Raw genomic sequence first — 18,034 nt, 5'->3', positions numbered from 1 at the left:
GGGGATGGCAAACAGCGGGTCGTCGACCGACCCGCCGGCACCAGGCTAATGGTCAGAAGGCCGGTGACAAGACGTCTCCGACGTGTTCCTCCGGCCTGGGAACTACCCTGGCGGGATGCGTAACGAAACCCCCGCCGTGCCGGTGGACGACAGTGCCCCGGGTGACGGACTCGTCAAGGCCGGTGTGATCGTGTTCGCGATCGGTGCGGTCGCGACGCTGGTCACGGTGGCTCCGCTGTTCCTCGGGACGGATCCGTTCCCCACCGTCGCGTACCTCGTGTCGATGCTGATGGGGGTCGGGTTCCTCGTCGCCGCCGCCGGGCTGCTGCGGTCGGTCGCGGCCCAGCGGCGGCAGGCCCGTTCCGGCCGGGCCGCCTGAGGCTCAGGCCAGATACCCCTCCCACCAGGCGCGGAAGTCCGTCAGGTCCGGCAGGACCACGTCCGCGCCGGCCGCCCGGAGCTCCTCGGCGGGGCAGGGACCGGTCGCGACGGCCACCGAGTACGCGCCCGCGGTGGCGGCGCCCCGGACGTCGCCGACGTGGTCCCCGACGTACACCCCGGCGCCGTGCGCGCGCAGGGCCTCCGCCTTGCCCTCGGCCCACAGACCGCCGGCGACCGCGTCGGGCTCGATGCCGAGGTGGGCGAGGTGCAGCTCGGCGTGCGGGCCGTTCTTCGCGGTGACGACGATCGTGCGGCCGCCCGCCTCGCGCACGGCCTCGATCGCGTCCCGGGCGCCGGGCATCGGGACGGTGGGCTCGATCGCGTACGAGGGGTAGAGGGCCCGGTAGCGGGCAGTCATCTCCGTGACGTGCTCCGCCGGGAACCAGTGCGCCATCTCCTGCTCGAGCGGCGGCCCGAGGCGGCTGACGACGAGGTCGGCGTCGATCGGGACGCCCGTCTCGGCGGAGAAGGCGACGAAGGCCGCCTTGATGCCCGGGCGGGTGTCGAGGAGCGTCAGGTCGAGGTCGAAACCGACGGTGGGCGGGGTCGCGGGCCTGGGCGGGATCGCGGGCGTGGCCGGCGTCGCGAGCGTGGGCGGGGTCGTGGGCGTGGGCGTGGGCGTGGGCGTGGGCGGCGTGGTCGTCATGGGGCCATTGTCCGGGGCCTGGGGGCACATACGTTCGCACCGGGGCGCCGCTTAAGCTAAGGCGAGCCTAACCAAACCTGAACTCCCCCCGATGGGTCCCGATGCCAGCCGCTTTCCGTACCAGACGGGTCCTCGCGACCTCGGCGGCCCTCGTCGCCCTGCTCCTCGCCGTCCTCCTCAGCCTCGCCGTCGGCGCCCGCCCCATCGCGCCCTCCACCGTCCTCGACGCCCTGCTGCACGGCGCGACCGGCGACGACGCCGAGGTCGTCCGGCAACTCCGCGTCCCCCGGACCCTCATCGGGCTGATGGTCGGCGCCGCCCTCGCGCTCGCCGGCACCGCCCTCCAGGGCATCACCCGCAACCCGATCGCCGACCCCGGCATCCTCGGCATCAGCCAGGGCTCGTCGGTCGCCGTCGTCCTCGCCATCGCCTTCCTCGGCGTGCACGAGCTCAGCGGGTACGTGTGGTTCGCCTTCGCCGGCGCCGCCCTCGCCTCCGTCGCCGTCTACGCGATCGCCGCCGGCGGGCGCGGTGGCGCCACGCCCGTGAAACTGGCGCTCGGCGGAGCCGCGATCAACGCCCTGCTGCTCTCGATCACCACCGGCGTCCTCACCACCCGGGCCTCGGCGCTCGACGAGTTCCGGTTCTGGCAGATCGGCTCCCTCGACGGGCGCGACACCGAGATCGTCGGCCAGATCTGGCCCTTCCTGCTGCTCGGCACCGTCCTCGTCCTCTCCGTGGCCCGCGGCCTCGACGCGCTCGCGCTCGGCGAGGACGTCGCCAAGGGGCTCGGGCAGCGCGTCGCGACCGTACGGATCGTGGGCGGGCTCGGCGCGACCGTCCTCACCGGCGCGGCCGTCGCCGCCGCCGGTCCCGTCGCCTTCGTCGGCCTCGCCGTCCCCCACATCGCGCGTGCGGTCGTCGGCTCCGACCACCGGTGGGTACTGCCGATGGCCGCGATCGTCGGGCCCGTGATGCTGCTCGTGGCCGATGTCGCCGGGCGGATCGTGTTCCCGCCGGGAGAGGTGCCGGCGGGCGTGATGACGGCGCTGATCGGCGTGCCGTTCCTGGTCACGCTCGTACGACGGAAGGCGGTGCCGGCGTGAGTACGCCCCTGATCGGAGGGCCGATCCCGGCCGTGCCCGTACGACCGAAGGCGGTGCCCGCGTGAGTACGCCCCTGATCGGAGGGCCGATCCCGGCCATGCCCGTACGACCGAAGGCGGTGCCCGCGTGAGTACGCCCCTGACCGGAGTACCGACCCCGGCCATGCCCGTACGGCGCAAGGCGGTGCCCGCGTGAGCGTCGTGCATCTCCGGCCCGCCGGGTACGGGCTCGTGCGCGCCGGACGCGGGTCCTTCCTCGTCCACCGGCGCTCGGCCCTCGTCGCCGCGGCCCTCCTGCTGCTCCTGGGCGCGGCCTGCCTCGCGTACCTCTGCGTCGGCGAGAAGTCCGTCGCCCCGGACGAAGTCGTACGGATCCTCCTCGGCGAGCCCTCGCCGTCCGCGTTCGTCGTCACGGAGCTGCGCGAGCCGCGGCTCGTCGTCGCCCTCGCCGTCGGCGCCGCCTTCGGCATCGCGGGCGGCCTCATCCAGACCGTGGCCCGCAACCCGCTCGCCTCCCCCGACATCATCGGCATCAGCCAGGGCGCCGGGGCCGTCACCGTCGCCGCGATGACCTTCGGCCTCACCTCGTACACCGTCCTGCCGTACGTCTCCATCGCCGGCGGCATCCTCGCCGCCGCCCTCGTGTACGCCTTCGCCTGGCGCGGCGGGCTGCACGCGACCCGGTTCGTGCTCATCGGCATCGGCATCGCGATCGCGCTGCGGTCCCTCATCACGCTGTTCATGACGAAGGGCGACTACCTCGTCGCCCAACAGGCCCAGATCTGGATGACCGGCTCCCTCAACGGGCGCGGCTGGGACGAGTCCGCGCCGATCCGCTGGACGCTGCTCCTGCTGCTGCCCGCCGTGCTGTGGGCGGCCCGCGCCCAGCGGACCGTCTCCCTCGACGACGACACGGCGACCGCGCTCGGCGCGCGGCTGGGCGGGGTCCGGCTCGGACTCGTCGCGGTCGGCGTCGTCCTCGCGTCGGTGGCGACCGGCGTCGCCGGGCCGGTGGACTTCGTGGCGCTGCTCGCGCCGCAGATCGCCCGCCGCATGACCCGCACGGCGCAGATCCCGCTGCTCTGTTCCGCGCTCACCGGCGCGGTGATCGTGGTCGTCGCCGACCTGCTCGGCCGGCGTCTCTTCTCCCCCGTCGAACTGCCGGTGGGTGTCCTCACGGCGGCGGTCGGCGCCCCGTACCTGATCTGGCTCATCGTCCGGAGCCGAGCCGCTGGAGGTGCTTCGTGACCAGACTGCAGGCCCGTGAGCTGACGCTCGCCTACGAGGACCGCACCGTCGTCGAGGAGCTCGACCTCGCGATCCCCGACGGCAAGGTGACGGTGATCGTCGGCCCGAACGCGTGCGGGAAGTCCACGACGCTGCGGGCGCTGGGGCGGTTGCTGAAGCCGGCGGGCGGCGCGGTCCTCCTCGACGGGGAGTCGCTCGCGAAACTGCCGACCAAGCGGATCGCCCGCTCGATCGGGCTGCTGCCACAGACGCCCGTCGCGCCCGAGGCCATCACCGTCGCCGACCTGGTGTCCCGGGGCCGGCAGCCGCACCAGGCCTGGTGGAAGCAGTGGTCGGAGGAGGACGAGCGGGCCGTCGCCGACGCCATGTCCCGTACGGACGTGACCGCCCTCGCCGACCGGCCCGTCGACGCGCTGTCGGGCGGGCAGCGGCAGCGGGTGTGGATCGCGATGGCCCTCGCGCAGGAGACGGACCTGCTGCTCCTCGACGAGCCCACCACCTACCTGGACATCTCCCACCAGGTGGAGGTCCTCGACCTGGTCCGCCGCCTCAACCGGCTCCGCGGCCGGACCGTCGTCCTCGTCCTCCACGACCTGAACCAGGCCGCGCGGTACGCCGACCACCTCGTCGCCATGAAGGCGGGGCGGGTGATCGCGGAGGGCGCGCCGGCGGACATCGTGACGGCGGAGCTCGTACGGGACGTCTTCGGGCTGTCGTCGGTGGTGGTCCCGGACCCGGTGACGGGGTCGCCGCTGGTGGTGCCGGGGGCGCCGTGGCATGCGGAGACCCCGACCACGAACTGACCCGCACCCGGCGGGGCGGTGCCTGGCCGCTGCGGGCCCACGCCCCGCCCGTTGTGGCCCGCGCCCGGGTGTGCCCGCGCCCCGCGCCCGTGTGACCCGCGCCCGTGCTGGGCGGCGCCCCGCCGCCGTGTGGGCAATCGTCCCGCAGGGCGGGACGGGTGGGCACACGGGACGGCGCCCTTCAGCGGCGCCTCCGCGTTCCGAGCCTGGACCCGCACCACCAGCGGCGCCGCACGACGTGGTGCGGGTTCAGGCGCGGGAGCCTCGGGCGCCGGCAGGGCGCGGGTCCGTTGTGCCCACCCGTTCCGCCCCAGCGGAACGATTGCCCACAACGGCGGGGCGCAGGCCCACAACGGGGGCGGCGGGGGCACCGCCCCGGGCGGGCGCCGCCCACAACGGGGCGGGCGGGGGCGCCGTCCGGGCGGGTGGGTGCCGCCCCGGCGGAGCGACGCCCACAACGGCGGTGGCGCGGCTCAGTGTTTGCGGGAGCGCCAGAGCAGGAACAGGGCCGAGGCGATCGCCGCACCCCGCAGGACCCACGGCCACGTCTCGGAGATCGCCGCGCCCATCGCCTCGCCGCCCGGCGCCACCGCCTCGCCCCAGCGGCCCTGGACGCGGCCCCACAGCCAGAGGATCCCGGTCGCGGCGCTGAGGCCGGGGATCACCAGGACGGCGCCCTTGACCTCGGCCGGGGTCAGCCGGCGGGAGGCGTACGCGAGGAGCCAGCCCGCCGCGAGGGCCACCAGCGAGCCGAAGACCGCGCCGCCGAGCAGGAGCAGCGCGGCGAGCAGCACGAAGGGGTTCGCGAGGCGGGCGCGGGCCGGGGCGGCCCCCTCGGTCTCTTCCCCGGGCGCCTCCTCCACGGCCGGCGCCTCCGCCTTGCGGCGTCGGAGGACACGGGCCAGTCGGCGGCGCTTCCCCGGTACGGGGGCCCCGGCCGCCTCGTCCTCGGCCGGCTCGTCCTCCTCCGGGGGCGTGAAGAGGTCGGGGCGCTCGATGCCGCCGACGAAGCCGAAGCCGAGGAAGTCGTCGTCGGTGTCCGTGGTGTCCTCGGTGTCCGTATGCCACCAGTCCGAGGCGCGTCCGGCGCCGGGAGCGGCAGGAGCGGCAGGAACAGCGGAGCCCGCGCCGTCCGGGCCTCGGTCGTCCTGAGCGGGAATCACGGGGCCCGACGCACCGGCGCCCGACGCCCCGGGGCGCGCAGTGCGGGGGCCCGCAGCGCCGGGGCGCGCAGCACCAGGGGCCGACGCCCCGGGGCCCACAGCGCCAGGGCCCGACGCGCCACCACCCGGCGCGCCGGAACCCGACGCCCCGGAGGCAGCCGCGCCGGAGGCCGACGCGCGGCGCCCCCGCAGCCGGCCCGTCCCCCCGCCCTCCCCCGTACGCGGCTTCGGCATCGGCCCCCCGGCCGTGGGGCCCGCCCGGTCGACGACCTCGTCCGGGGTGCCCAGGGCGCCGAGGATGCCTCGTACCGCCGCCGGGCTCTCCTCGCCGTGGGTGGCGCGCCTGCGGTCGATCTCGTTGCGGAGGCCGGACACCAGCTTCATCCGGTCGCTCGCCGGCAGTTGTCGCTGCTGGGCCAGATCGCCGACCCGGCTCAGATAGTCGTAGACCAGACGGTCGCTCTCGATCCCCACGATGCCCCTCCACGGCCGGTTCGCCCGGTACGGCCCGACGTTAGCGCCTGAACAGCGGCTAACGTGGTCCGGATGGGGATCGGTGAGCTCGACCGGGAGGCGCACGTGCCCGAGGTAACTGGCGCCGGCGCGGCGCCCCGCACGCTCGCGGAGGCGCTGCGCGCGCGGGGCGACGAGGGGCTCGCCGCGCTGCTGCGCGCCCGGCCGGACCTGCTGAGTCCCGTACCGAACGATCTGACGCAGCTGGCGACCCGCGCCGGCACGCGCGGGTCGGTGGTGCGGGCCCTGGAGCGGCTCGACCGGTTCGCCCTCCAGACGGCCGAAGCCCTGGCCGTGGCCCCGGACCCCGCCCCGTACCCCGTGCTCCTCGCGCTGCTCACCGGCGACGAGGGCGATCCGGAGATCGAGGCGGCGCTGCCGGGCGCGGTGGCGCTGCTGCGCGAGCAGGCCCTGGTGTGGGGCGAGGACGACCGGCTGCGGCTCGTACGGACCGCGCGGGAGCTCCTCGCGCCCTCGGCGCAGCATCCTTCGCCGACGGGGCTCGGGCCGACGGTCGCGGAGGCGACGGCGGGCATGTCGCCGGGCCGGGTGCAGGAGATCATCGTGACGGCCGGTCTGACGGCGACGCACGATCCGGTGTCGGCGGTCGCGGCGCTCACGGAGCTGTTCACGGACCGGACGCGGATGGGCGCGCTCCTCGACGAGGCGTCGCCGGAGGCCCTCGCGGTCCTGGACCGGCTCGTGTGGGGTCCGCCGTACGGCGAGGTGACGGCGAATCCGGCGCCTCCGGTGCAGTGGCTGCGCGACCGGGGGCTGCTGCTTCCGGTGTCGGCGCGGACGATGGTGCTGCCGCGCGAGGTGGCGCTGCACCTGCGGGGCGGGCGGGCGCAGCGGGCGCCGGAGCCGGTGGCGCCGGTGGTGGAGGCGGCGCGCGACTACCGTCCCCAGGTGGTGGACAGCGCGGCGGCCGGGCAGGCGTACGCGGCGCTCGCGACGGTCGAGGAACTGCTCAAGTCCTGGGACCAGGGCGGGCCGCAGGTCCTGCGGGCGGGCGGCATGTCCGTACGGGACCTCAAGCGGACGGCGGCGGCCCTGGACGTGTCGGAGCAGCTCGCCGCGTTCTGGGTCGAGCTGTGCTTCGGGGCGGGGCTGCTCGCCTCGGACGGCGAGGCGGACGAGCGGTACGCGCCGACGCCCGCGTACGACGACTGGCTCGACCTGCCGCCGGCCGAGCGCTGGGCGCGGCTCGTCGCGCCCTGGCTCATGTCGACCCGGGTGGCGGGCCTGGTGGGCGGTGCGGACGCGAAGGGCCGCACGCTGGCCGCGCTCGGCCCGGACCTGGACCGCGCGGCCGCGCCGGAGGTCCGGCACCGGGTGCTCGAACTCCTCGCGACCCTGCCGCCGGGCGCGGCGGCGGATCCGGAGACGGTGTTCGCCCGGATGCGGTGGGAGCGGCCGCTGCGGGGGGCGGGGCAGGCGGGCCCGCCGCGCCCGCCGCAGCCGACGACCGACGCGGAAGAGACCGCTGCCCCCGCCCCCGACCCCCACACCGACCTCCGCTCGCGCCTCGCCCGCTGGACGCTCGCCGAGGCCGAGCTGCTCGGGCTCACGGGCCGGGGCGCGCTCGCGGGCCCCGCCCGGGCTCTGCTCAACCTGCCGCTCGCGGAGGCCGCGGCCCCCGCCGACCACGGCGGCCGGGTCGAACTGTCGGTGGCCGCCGGGCGGGCGGCGACCCTGCTCGCGCCGCTGCTGCCCGAGGCCGTCGACCACGTCCTGCTGCAGGCCGACCTGACGGCCGTGGCGCCCGGGCCGCTGCGGCGGCCGCTCGCCGACGCGCTCGCGGTCCTGGCGGACGTGGAATCGAAGGGTGGCGCGACGGTCTACCGGTTCACGCCCGGTTCCGTACGGCGCGCGCTGGACTCGGGGCGGTCGGCGTCCGACCTGCACGACTTCCTGACCGCGCACTCCCGTACGCCGGTGCCGCAGCCGCTCGCGTACCTGATCGACGACGTGGCGAGGAAGCACGGCCACCTGCGGATCGGGGCGGCGTCCGCGTACGTGCGCTGCGACGACGACACCGTCCTCGGCGAGATCCTGGCCGACCGGCGCTCCGCCGCCCTGGGCCTGCGCCGCCTCGCGCCGACGGTGCTGGCCGCGCAGGCGGACCCGGCGTCGCTGCTCGACGGGCTGCGGGCGATGGGGTACGCCCCGGCGGCCGAGTCCGCCGAGGGCGACGTCCTGATCACCCGCGCCGACGCGTACCGCACCCCGGCCCGTACGGCCCCGGTGCCCGTCCCCGACGGCCCGCCGGCCCCCGACGCCACCCTCCTCGGCGCGGCGGTGAAGGCGATCCGGGCGGGCGACCGGGCGGCGACGGCGGTACGGAAGGAGCCTGCGGCCCCCGCGGCGACGGGCGGCCTCCCCCGCACCTCGGCCGCCGAGACCCTGGCGACGGTCCAGGCGGCGGCGATGACGGGCTCGGCGGTGTGGATCGGCTACGTCAACGCGGAGGGCGCGGCGAGCCAGCGCGTCATCGCCCCGGTCCGCGTCGAGGGCGGCTTCGTGACGGGCTACGACCACACGGCCGACGAGGTCCGCACGTACCCCCTGCACCGCATCACGGGCGTGGCGGAACTGGCGGACGACCAGGTCTAGGGCCCATCCGGCCCCGATCCGCCGGACAGGCCCTAGGGGATCAGCGCGAAGAAGCGGGCCAGGGCGGGGCAGGCGAGCCCGACGGCGCAGGCGAGTCCGGCGAAGACCCGCCGGACCGTCCGCCGGTCGGGCGTGCGCGCGAGGAACCAGGTGGGGACCGCCACCAGGACCGGCAGCAGCAGGCAGCCGCCGATCACGGCCGGGTGCGCGCGCAGCAGCCCGAGCCTGCTCCCGACGAGCAGCACGAGCAGGGGGCCGCCGAGGGCCCCGGTCAGCACGGCCGCCGACCAGTTCGGGTCGTGAGCGGCGGATGTGGACCGCTTCCCGGCCCCGGCGGTCGGTGGCATGCCCCTCATCCCACCGCCGTCTCCCGGGCCCGTCCATCCGTATGCGTACTCATTCGGCATGTGCCGGGTACTCATGCCGACGCATGCCCCGGCTCCGACGGGCGCCCCGCAGGAGCCCCGCAGGAGCCCCGCGAGGGCCCCGGATCAGGCAGACTGGAGGATTGGCCGTCGTCGGAGCGGCCCGGGAAGGATCTGATCGCAGGTGAATGGGCCACTCATCGTCCAGAGCGACAAGACGCTGCTCCTGGAGGTCGACCACGAGCTCGCCGAGGCCTGCCGGCGGGCCATCGCGCCGTTCGCGGAGCTGGAGCGGGCGCCGGAGCACATCCACACGTACCGGGTGACGCCGCTGGGGCTGTGGAACGCGCGGGCCGCCGGGCACGACGCCGAGCAGGTCGTCGACGCGCTCGTCGAGTACTCGCGGTATCCCGTGCCGCACGCGCTGCTCGTCGACATCGCCGAGACCATGGCCCGGTACGGCCGGCTCACGCTCTCCAAGCACCCCACGCACGGGCTCGTGCTCACCACGACCGACCGGCCGGTCCTCGAGGAGATCCTGCGGTCGAAGAAGGTGCAGCCGCTGGTCGGGCAGCGGATCGACCCGGACACCGTCGTCGTGCACCCCTCCGAGCGCGGGCAGATCAAGCAGACTCTCCTCAAGCTGGGCTGGCCGGCCGAGGACCTCGCCGGGTACGTGGACGGCGAGGCGCACCGGATCGACCTCGCCGAGGACGGTTGGTCGCTGCGCCCGTACCAGAAGCAGGCCGTCGACGGCTTCTGGCACGGCGGCTCCGGTGTCGTCGTGCTGCCCTGTGGCGCGGGGAAGACGCTGGTCGGGGCCGGGGCGATGGCCCAGGCCAAGGCGACGACGCTGATCCTGGTGACGAACACCGTCTCCGCCCGGCAGTGGAAGCACGAGCTGGTGAAGCGGACCTCGCTGACCGAGGACGAGATCGGCGAGTACTCCGGTACGCGCAAGGAGATCCGGCCGGTCACCATCGCCACCTACCAGGTGCTGACGACGAAGCGGAAGGGGATCTATCCCCACCTGGAGCTCTTCGACTCCCGGGACTGGGGCCTCATCGTCTACGACGAGGTCCACCTGCTGCCGGCGCCCGTCTTCAAGTTCACCGCCGACCTGCAGGCCCGGCGGCGGCTCGGGCTGACCGCGACGCTCGTCCGGGAGGACGGGCGGGAGTCCGACGTCTTCTCGCTGATCGGGCCGAAGCGGTTCGACGCGCCGTGGAAGGAGATCGAGGCGCAGGGGTACATCGCGCCCGCCGACTGCGTCGAGGTGCGGGTGAACCTGACCGACTCCGAGCGGCTCGCGTACGCCACCGCCGAGGCCGAGGAGAAGTACCGGTTCTGCGCGACGACCGCGACGAAGCGGAAGGTGACCGAGGCCCTGGTGAAGAAGTTCGAGGGTCAGCAGATCCTCGTCATCGGGCAGTACATCGACCAGCTGGACGAGCTCGGCGAGCACCTGGACGCGCCGGTCATCAAGGGCGAGACGTCGAACGCGCAGCGGGAGAAGCTCTTCGACGCCTTCCGCAACGGCGAGATCAACGTGCTCGTGGTGTCGAAGGTCGCGAACTTCTCGATCGACCTGCCGGAGGCCACGGTCGCCATCCAGGTCTCGGGCACCTTCGGCTCCCGCCAGGAGGAGGCACAGCGCCTGGGCCGGGTCCTGCGCCCGAAGGCGGACGGCCACCAGGCGCACTTCTACTCGGTGGTCGCCCGGGACACGATCGACCAGGACTTCGCGGCGCACCGGCAGCGGTTCCTGGCGGAGCAGGGGTACGCGTACCGGATCGTGGACGCGGACGAGCTGCTGGCGCCGTAGCCGGGTCAGTCCATGAGCTGGAGGACGACTCCGGCGACCCCGAGGGCGTACTGGGCGACGACCAGGGCCCGGCGAGGCGTGGTCGCCATCAGATCCCGAGGGGTGACGAGGGCGACCAGGCCGGCCACGGCGGCGGCACGGAACACCCAGATCGCGGCGTCGGTGAAGGCTCCGGCGGCGCCGTCGCCGTCGATGGCGTCGCCGAGGACCAGCACCACGGTGAAGACGAAGAGCCCGAGGAGGACGACGAAGCCTCCGAGGGCGGTGAAGCGCAGGATCCGGGTGGTGCGGGCGAAGTCGTCGGTCGCTGGGGTGGTCGGCGTCGTCGTCATGGCTCGATCACATCAGGGCGCGCCGGGCCCGCCCAGGCGTTCCCGTACTCAGTCGGGGCCGGGGGCGTACTCAGGGCGGGGGTTCTTGACCCCCGCCTCCGGCGGGCCGTAGTCGCCCAGGAGGGCGACCGACGCCGCCGCGCCGCCGAAGGCGCGTATCGCGCGGAGGGCCGTTCCCAGGTGGGTGCGGGGACGGGGGACAGTGGTCACGAGGGTGAAGGTCGTTGCGCTCATGACCCCATGATGGAATCCGGACATTCAGAACACATCGGCCCAGGGGTGGAATCCGGATACACCCCCGGGTGGACCCGTCCCCCTAGGGGAAAAGGGATTCGCCCGGCCGGCCGCCCGGAGTTACACTCGTCCGCTTCCCCGCCTCCCGCTCGTGGAGCGCGCCGCCGTCCGGTCGGAAACCGGCGGCCACTTCGTCGTGTCCGCGTATCCACCTGCCCGGAGGCTTCACCGTGTCCGTGTCCGTATCCGCCGTCGACGCACCCGACGACCCGCTCGCGCGCGAGCGGGCCCATCTGACCTCGTCCCGCGCCGCGCTGCGCGCGATGCGCGAGGACGTCGAGGCGCTCGACATCAAGGACGTCACCGCGAACTGGGTCAACTCCCTGGTCCTCGGGCGGCAGATCGAGGACCGGATCAAGGCGCTCGCCGACCTGGCCGACACCCCCCTCTTCTTCGGGCGGCTCGACTACCTGCACACCACGCAGGAGGGGCAGCGCTTCTACATCGGGCGGCGGCACGCGCACGACGCCGACGGCGATCCGATGGTGATCGACTGGCGTGCGCCGGTCTCGCAGCCGTACTACCAGGCGTCGAAGAAGGACCCGCAGGACGTCGGGCTGCGGCGCCGCTTCGGGTACACGGGCGGCGACCTCACCGCGTACGAGGACGAGCACCTCTCCGACCCGGCCGAGCTTGAGCACACCAGCCGGCTGCTCCAGGCCGAGATCGAGCGGCCCCGCGTCGGTCCCATGCGGGACATCGTCGCCACCATCCAGCCCGAGCAGGACGGAATCGTCCGCTCCGACCTGTCGGGGACGGTGTGCGTGCAGGGAGGCCCGGGGACCGGAAAGACGGCCGTCGGTCTGCACCGTGTCGCCTACCTGCTGTACGCGCACCGCGAGCGGCTCGCCCGCACCGGCACCCTGGTCATCGGGCCGAACCGTTCCTTCCTCCACTACATCGAGCAGGTGCTCCCCGCGCTCGGCGAGTTGGAGGTGCAGCAGGCGACCGTCGACGACCTCGTCGCGCACGTCGAGGTGCGGGGCACGGACGAGGCGGCGACGGCGGTCGTGAAGGGCGACGCCCGGATGGCGGAGGTGCTGCGGCGGGCGGTCCGCTCGCACGTGACGCTGCCGACGGAGTCCCTGATGGTGGTGCGCGGGTCCCGGCGCTGGCGGGTCCCGGCGTACGAACTGGAGGAGATGGTGCGGGAGTTGCTCGACCGCGACATCCGGTACGGCGCCGCCCGCGAGGCCCTCCCGCAGCGCATCGCGCACGCGGTGCTCGTCCGCATGGAGGAGGCGGGCGAGGCGCCCGACGACCGGGTGCAGAACGCCGTCGCGCGGAACACGGCCGTGAAGGCCGTCGTGAAGGAGTGCTGGCCGCTCGTCGACCCCGCGAAGCTGGTGCTGCGACTCCTTTCCGACGCCGAGTTCCTCGCCGAGCACGCCGAGGGGCTGCTCACCGAGGACGAGCAGAAGCTGCTGCTCTGGGCGAAGCCCGCGCGGAGCGTGAAGTCGGCGAAGTGGTCGGCGGCGGACGCCGTCCTCATCGACGAGGCGAAGGACCTGGTGGAGCGGACGCACTCGCTCGGGCACGTGGTCCTCGACGAGGCGCAGGACCTGTCCCCCATGCAGTACCGGGCGGTGGGCCGCCGCTGCACGACCGGTTCGGCGACGGTCCTGGGCGACCTGGCGCAGGGCACGACGCCGTGGGCGACGGAGAGCTGGGCGCAGGCGCTCGGGCACCTGGGGAAGCCGGAGGCGGTGGTGGAGGAGCTGACCGCCGGTTTCCGCGTGCCGCGCGAGGTCATCGCGTACGCCTCGCGGCTGCTTCCGCACATGTCGCCGGGGCTCGCGGCGGTGGAGTCGGTACGAGAGAACCCGGGGTCGCTTGAGGTGCGTCCCAGCGAGTCCCTCGACGAGGACGTCGTCGCCGCCTGCGTCGAGGCGCTCACGCACGAGGGCTCCATCGGTCTGATCGCCGCCGACGCGCGGATCGCGCCGCTCGCGGAGGCGCTGACGGCGGCCGGGCTCGCGTACCTCTCCCCCGGCGAGGAGACGACGGCCGAGTCGCGCCTCACCCTCGTCCCGGCCTCGCTCGCGAAGGGTCTGGAGTACGACTACGTGGTCCTGGACGAGCCGGCGGCCGTCGTCGACGGCGAACCCGACGAGCGGACGGGCCTGCGACGCCTCTACGTGGCGCTGACCCGTGCGGTGTCCGGCCTGACGGTCGTTCACTCGGCGCCGGTGCCGTCCCAGTTGGGGGCGCTGTGACCGTCGGGGCGCTGCACCACGTCGAGCTGTGGGTGGGCGACCTGGAGCGGGCCGAGCGGAGCCTCGGCTGGCTGCTCGGGGCGCTCGGCCACACGCCCTTCCAGTCCTGGGAGGGCGGCCGCAGCTGGGCGCTCGGCTCCTGCTACCTGGTGGTCGAGCAGTCCCCGGCCCGCACGGCGGACGAGCACGACCGCCTCCGGCCGGGCCTCAACCACCTGGCCTTCCACGCCGGCGACCGGTCGGCCGTCGACGCCCTCGCCGCCGAGGCGCCGGCGCACGGCTGGCGGCTGATGTTCGCGGACCGGCATCCGTACGCGGGCGGGGACGGCCACTACGCGGCGTACCTGGAGAACGAGGACGGGTTCGAGGTGGAGTTGGTGGCGACAGCGCAGGCGGCGGCAACCGCCTAGGCCATGGCCGCGTACCCGGCGAGACCCCAGGGGCTCGGACCGGCAGCGCGTACTCGGCGAGGACCTAGAGCATCGCCGCGTACTCGGCGAGGGCCTCCGTGTGGCTGCGGTGGGCGATCGTGGCGAGGACGGGGTTCTTCCCCCGGTAGTGGTTCTCGGTCACGACGCCCCAGACCAGCGCCCAGCCCCGGCCGCGCGCCCAGGTGGCGTCGTCGACGCCGGCGGCCTCGCGGAAGAGGGGGCGGGTGTCGGCGGTGAGCAGCGTCCAGGCGGGCATGGTGTCGACGGCCGGGTCGCCGACGCCGAGGCAGCCGAAGTCGATGACGGCGCTGAGGCGGCCGTCGCGGCCAAGGAGGTTGCCGGGCAGCAGGTCGCCGTGGGTCCAGACGGGCGGGCCGTCCCACTGCGGGAGCCGGAGCACGGACTCCCAGGCGGCGGTGGCGAGTTCCGTGTCGATGGTGCCGTCGGCCCCGAGGGCGCGGAGGGCGGGCGTCATCGCACCCTCCTCCCAGCCGGTGACCGGGCCGCCCCGGGAGGAGGTGGGGCCGCCGGTGGCGTCGACGGCGCGCAGGGCGCGACCGAAGCGGCCCAACTCGACGGCGGTGTGGGCGAGATCGGCGAGCGGCGCGTTGTGGACGTCGTCGCCGTCCAGCCAGGCGAAGACCGACCAGGCGCGGTCGTACCCCTCCCCCGGCGCGCCCTGCCCGAGGGGTACGGGCACGGGCAGGGTCAGGTGGGGTGCGAGGTGCGGCAGCCAGCGCTGTTCCTTCTCGGCCTGCCCCTCCGCCCAGTCGGCCTTCGGCAGCCGTACGGCGAACTCGTCGCCCAGCCGGAACATGGCGTTGTCGGTGCCGGCGGAGTCGACCTCCCGTACGGGAAGCCCCGCCCAGTCGGGGAACTGGGCGGCGATGAGCCGCTCGACGAGGGCGGTGTCGATGCGGGGAGGGGTCATGCGCGCGAGGTTAACGATCACCCGTCTTGCGGGCCACGGGATTTCGCCCCCTCCGGCCGGTCCAGGATGAGGTCGCCGGCGCGGGCGAGAACGTCGGCGCGGGTGCGGCCCTGGTGGTCGGCGGCGAGGAAGTGGTGTCCGATGGCGACGCAGAAGGCGAGGAGGGAACGGGCCTCGACCTCGTCGGGGTCGGCGCAGAAGGTGCCGATCATCTCGCGGAGCAGTGCCATGCGCCGGTTGTCGACGCGGCGCAGGCGTTCGGCGACGGCCTCGTCGCGGCGGGCCCAGTCGCGGACGGCGAGGTCGATGGGGCGCAGCCGGTCGCCGGAGAAGGTGAGCATGCCGGCGAGGGTGATGAGGGCCCTGGGGTCGCCGTCCGGGTCCTGCCGGACGCGCTCGACGACCTGGTCGGTGGCTTCGCGCTCCCAGGTGTCGAGCATGGCGGTGAGGAGGGCGTCGCGGTCGGCGAAGTACCCGTAGAAGCCGCCTTTGGTGACGCCGAGTCGTTTGGCGAGGGCTTCGACGCGCACGGCGTCGGGTCCGCCGTCGGCGAGGACGGTCAGTCCTTCCTCCACCCAGCGTTCGCGTGGTGTGCGTGCGGCGCCCACGGTGTGTCCTCCCTCACTCGCCGACCGAATATACGCCTGCGTACATCAGATCTGGCATCGTTGGTCCCGTCTTTATACGCAAGCGTATAGAACGCAGGGGAAAGGCGGCAGCGGTCATGAGACTTCCCGTCAGCGAGCACACCGGTCGGCCGTGGCGGATCCACGCGTACGTCCCCGACTTCACGACCCTGGACGTCTGGTCCTTCCGCATGCCGGGCGCCGGGCCCGACGACTTCCGGCTCGCGCTCGCCGCGATCACGGCCGGCGCCGGTCTGTCGAAGCAGACCGGGCCGACCCGCTTTCTGTTCGCGGTGCGCTGGAAGCTGGGCGCCCTGCTGGGCTGGGACAAGCCGCAGGAGGGCCTGGGCCCGCGGGTCCGGTCGCTGCGCGAGCGCATGCCGGAGGAGCTGACGGCGACAGCGGACCCGACGCCGGGCCCGGGCCCGTTCACCTCGCTGTACGAGCTGCACGACGAGTGCGCGCGGGAGCTGGCGAACAAGACCGTCCACGGGGTCATGCACCTGGGCTGGGTGGAGACCCCTGACGGCGGCCACGAACTGCGCATGGCGGTCCTGGTCAAGCCCAACGGCCCTTTCGGCCGCCTCTACATGGCCCTGATCGCGCCCTTCCGGTACGCCATCGTCTACCCGGCGATGACCCGCCAGTGGGAGGCGTCCTGGCGCGACCGGGAGCGGCTGCTCGGGTAGCGGTTACGGGGTGTCGACCGCCTCGCGCCACGTGCGGACCGCGGCCGCCGAGACCGGGGCCGTCCAGCCCTGGGGGCGGGCCGCGCCGCCGATGTGGAAGGCGGTGAGGCCGGCGGTGCGGAGGGTCGGGAGGTGGTCGAGGCGGAGGCCGCCGCCGACGAGGATCTGGGGTTCGTAGCCCGGTTCGCCCGTGCGGGCGGCTTCGGCGCGCAGGGTCGCCAGGCCGTCGTCGACGCCCGTGGCGGCGCCCGCCGTCAGGTAGGTGTCGAGGCCGGGCAGGTCGGCGAGCGCCTTGCGGAGTCCGTCGCGGTCGGCGGCGCGGTCGATCGCCCGGTGGAAGGTCCAGCGGCAGCCGTCCAGGACGGCGATCAGGCGTTCCACCGCGACCAGGTCCGGTTCGCCGTCCGCCGTGAGGAAGCCGAGGACGAATTCGGTCGCGCCCGCCGAGCGGAGCTCCTCCGCCCGGCCGACCAGGGCGTCGACGTCGCCGGCCGCGAAGCCGTCCGCCAGGCGGAGCATCACGCGGAGCGGGATGTCGACCGCGCGGCGGATGGCGGTGAAGGTGGCCGTGGCCGGGGTGAGCCCGTCCGCCGCCATGTCGGTGACGAGTTCGAGCCGGTCGGCCCCACCGGTCTGGGCAGCGACCGCGTCTTCCTCGTCGAGGGCGATCACCTCAAGGACAGCACGGTTGCTCATCGAGCCCATTCCTCCATGAATGACGGCTACAGGTCTAGTCCAATGTCCAGACTAGCCGTGCGCGTGGCCTGCCGCACCGTGCCCCGCCTCATCCGCCTCGTCCCCGGCCGGAGCGGGCGCCTTGCCCGTCGCGCCCGCCGTCACCGTGAAGGCCGCCGTCCGGACCTTCCCCTCGTGCTGGAAGTCGAGGAACAGGCGGTACGTGCCCGCGCTGGGTGCCGTCGCCGTGAAGGAGACGTCCGGGCCGGGGCCGCCCTCGTTCGGGTGCACGTGGAGGTAGGCGAGGTCGCCGTCGCGGAGGGCGACGAGGTGTCCGTACGCGCCGAGGTACGGCTCCAGGTCCGTCACCGGCTTTCCGGCCTTGGTGACGGTGAGCTTCAGCTCGCCCGCCCTGCCCGGGTCCAGGACCCCGCCCAGGCGGACCTGGTAGCCGTCGACGGTCGCGGTCGGGGCGACGGCCGGGAGCGGCTTCGGGGCGTACGCGCCCGCGACCGAGAGGTCCGCGCCCAGGGTGATGCCCTTGGCGCCGGGCGCGGCCGGCTTGAAGTCGGCGAAGGCCTTGTAGCCGCCGGCCGCCGGCAGGTCCGCGTCCACCGACCAGGTGCCGTCGGCGGCCTTCACCGGGTGCAGGTGGCGGAAGGTGTTGAGGTCGCGCGAGGCGACGATGAAGTGCAGCTGCTTGCCGTGCTCGGTGGTGAAGGCCGTGACCTTCTTGCCCGACGCGTCCTTGATGGAGAACTTCAGGGTGCTCCGGCCCACGGCGGGGGTCGGGGTCTCCAGGGCCAGGGTGTAGCCGTCCTGGGAGACCTGGAGGCCTCCCGGGAGCGATGAGGCCGCCGTCGTCGCGCCTTCCCCGTGGCCCTCGTGGCCCTCGTGGCCCGTCTTCTTCTGGGGGTCCTGCGCCGCATGCTCGCCGTGTCCCGCCTTCTGCGGCTCCTCGACCGGGCCGACCGCCTTGCCGACCCCGTACGCGGTCCCGAAGGTCGCGGCGAGCGCGGCGGCAAAGGCAGTGATCTTCACTCCGGTGTTCATGGCTGCTCTCCCGTATGTGAGGGGCGTGGGTGGGGTGGGCGGGCGGGGTGGGATTCGCTTGC

18 protein-coding genes are annotated in these 18,034 nt (G+C 74.4%); 9 read left to right on the top strand and 9 right to left on the bottom strand.

Translation table 11 applies throughout. The features are described from left to right. The first annotated feature begins 115 nt into the window (after window positions 1-115). Entirely contained in the window at window positions 116-379 is a 264-nt protein-coding gene (locus tag SVTN_RS21485) for a hypothetical protein (protein ID WP_041130565.1), read from the top strand. A gap of 3 nt (window positions 380-382) precedes the next feature. Here SVTN_RS21485 and SVTN_RS21480 read toward each other — a convergent pair whose 3' ends face one another. Beyond that, window positions 383-1,087 carry an HAD family hydrolase gene (locus tag SVTN_RS21480; protein WP_078908437.1) on the bottom strand — a complete coding sequence of 235 codons (705 nt, stop codon included), beginning with the start codon at window positions 1,085-1,087 and terminating at the stop codon, window positions 383-385. Between the two features lie 101 nt (window positions 1,088-1,188). Between SVTN_RS21480 and SVTN_RS21475 the strand changes: the two genes are divergently transcribed. From SVTN_RS21475 to SVTN_RS21465, 3 genes are all read left to right on the top strand, one after another. Beyond that, window positions 1,189-2,193 carry a FecCD family ABC transporter permease gene (locus SVTN_RS21475; RefSeq protein WP_041130564.1) on the top strand — a complete coding sequence of 335 codons (1,005 nt, stop codon included), beginning with the start codon at window positions 1,189-1,191 and terminating at the stop codon, window positions 2,191-2,193. Window positions 2,194-2,384: 191 nt separating this feature from the next. Next, window positions 2,385-3,440 (top strand): FecCD family ABC transporter permease, encoded by a 1,056-nt coding sequence (locus tag SVTN_RS21470; RefSeq protein ID WP_041130563.1) that lies wholly within the window; start codon window positions 2,385-2,387, stop codon window positions 3,438-3,440. Continuing rightward, entirely contained in the window at window positions 3,437-4,243 is an 807-nt protein-coding gene (locus tag SVTN_RS21465; protein WP_041130562.1) for an ABC transporter ATP-binding protein, read from the top strand. Before SVTN_RS21470 ends, SVTN_RS21465 begins: the two co-directional genes overlap by 4 nt. 473 nt (window positions 4,244-4,716) lie before the next feature. Here SVTN_RS21465 and SVTN_RS21460 read toward each other — a convergent pair whose 3' ends face one another. Further along, on the bottom strand, window positions 4,717-5,880 hold the full coding sequence (locus SVTN_RS21460) for a hypothetical protein (RefSeq protein ID WP_041130561.1): 1,164 nt from the start codon (window positions 5,878-5,880) through the stop codon (window positions 4,717-4,719). A gap of 72 nt (window positions 5,881-5,952) precedes the next feature. Between SVTN_RS21460 and SVTN_RS21455 the strand changes: the two genes are divergently transcribed. Further along, window positions 5,953-8,535, top strand: a complete 2,583-nt coding sequence (locus SVTN_RS21455) for a helicase C-terminal domain-containing protein (protein WP_174518275.1) — start codon at window positions 5,953-5,955, stop codon at window positions 8,533-8,535. Between the two features lie 32 nt (window positions 8,536-8,567). Here the strand turns inward: SVTN_RS21455 and SVTN_RS21450 are convergent, their stop codons facing one another. Next, window positions 8,568-8,882 carry a hypothetical protein gene (locus SVTN_RS21450; protein WP_041130560.1) on the bottom strand — a complete coding sequence of 105 codons (315 nt, stop codon included), beginning with the start codon at window positions 8,880-8,882 and terminating at the stop codon, window positions 8,568-8,570. 202 nt (window positions 8,883-9,084) lie between these two features. On the opposite strand from SVTN_RS21450, the gene SVTN_RS21445 reads away from it, so the two are divergent. Further along, a complete protein-coding gene (locus SVTN_RS21445; protein ID WP_041130559.1) occupies window positions 9,085-10,725 on the top strand; it encodes a DNA repair helicase XPB in 1,641 nt (546 codons plus the stop codon). 5 nt (window positions 10,726-10,730) lie between these two features. Here the strand turns inward: SVTN_RS21445 and SVTN_RS21440 are convergent, their stop codons facing one another. After that, entirely contained in the window at window positions 10,731-11,057 is a 327-nt protein-coding gene (locus SVTN_RS21440) for a hypothetical protein (RefSeq protein WP_041130558.1), read from the bottom strand. A gap of 48 nt (window positions 11,058-11,105) precedes the next feature. Next, window positions 11,106-11,291 (bottom strand): hypothetical protein, encoded by a 186-nt coding sequence (locus SVTN_RS21435; RefSeq protein ID WP_041130557.1) that lies wholly within the window; start codon window positions 11,289-11,291, stop codon window positions 11,106-11,108. A 230-nt stretch (window positions 11,292-11,521) separates the two neighbouring features. On the opposite strand from SVTN_RS21435, the gene SVTN_RS21430 reads away from it, so the two are divergent. After that, complete coding sequence (locus SVTN_RS21430) at window positions 11,522-13,567, top strand: HelD family protein (RefSeq protein WP_174518274.1); 2,046 nt, start codon at window positions 11,522-11,524, stop codon at window positions 13,565-13,567. Next, window positions 13,564-13,977, top strand: coding sequence for a VOC family protein (locus SVTN_RS21425; protein WP_041130556.1), 414 nt, complete (start codon window positions 13,564-13,566; stop codon window positions 13,975-13,977). Before SVTN_RS21430 ends, SVTN_RS21425 begins: the two co-directional genes overlap by 4 nt. 64 nt (window positions 13,978-14,041) lie before the next feature. On the opposite strand, the gene SVTN_RS21420 is transcribed toward SVTN_RS21425, so the two are convergent. Both SVTN_RS21420 and SVTN_RS21415 read right to left on the bottom strand, forming a co-directional pair. Beyond that, window positions 14,042-14,929, bottom strand: a complete 888-nt coding sequence (locus tag SVTN_RS21420; protein ID WP_041130555.1) for an aminoglycoside phosphotransferase family protein — start codon at window positions 14,927-14,929, stop codon at window positions 14,042-14,044. 17 nt (window positions 14,930-14,946) lie between these two features. Beyond that, entirely contained in the window at window positions 14,947-15,537 is a 591-nt protein-coding gene (locus tag SVTN_RS21415) for a TetR/AcrR family transcriptional regulator (protein ID WP_041130554.1), read from the bottom strand. Between the two features lie 116 nt (window positions 15,538-15,653). Between SVTN_RS21415 and SVTN_RS21410 the strand changes: the two genes are divergently transcribed. Further along, entirely contained in the window at window positions 15,654-16,244 is a 591-nt protein-coding gene (locus SVTN_RS21410) for a DUF2867 domain-containing protein (RefSeq protein WP_041130553.1), read from the top strand. 3 nt (window positions 16,245-16,247) lie between these two features. Here SVTN_RS21410 and SVTN_RS21405 read toward each other — a convergent pair whose 3' ends face one another. Both SVTN_RS21405 and SVTN_RS21400 read right to left on the bottom strand, forming a co-directional pair. Beyond that, the gene (locus tag SVTN_RS21405) at window positions 16,248-16,940 is read right to left on the bottom strand and encodes a copper homeostasis protein CutC (RefSeq protein ID WP_041134116.1); all 693 of its coding nucleotides are present in this window, start codon (window positions 16,938-16,940) and stop codon (window positions 16,248-16,250) included. Between the two features lie 51 nt (window positions 16,941-16,991). Then, window positions 16,992-17,972, bottom strand: a complete 981-nt coding sequence (locus tag SVTN_RS21400; protein WP_041130552.1) for a hypothetical protein — start codon at window positions 17,970-17,972, stop codon at window positions 16,992-16,994. Between the last annotated feature and the right edge of the window lie 62 nt (window positions 17,973-18,034).

The sequence above is a fragment of the Streptomyces vietnamensis genome (genome assembly GCF_000830005.1).
Taxonomy (GTDB): domain Bacteria; phylum Actinomycetota; class Actinomycetes; order Streptomycetales; family Streptomycetaceae; genus Streptomyces; species Streptomyces vietnamensis.
This window is presented reverse-complemented; position numbering and strand designations above follow the sequence as displayed.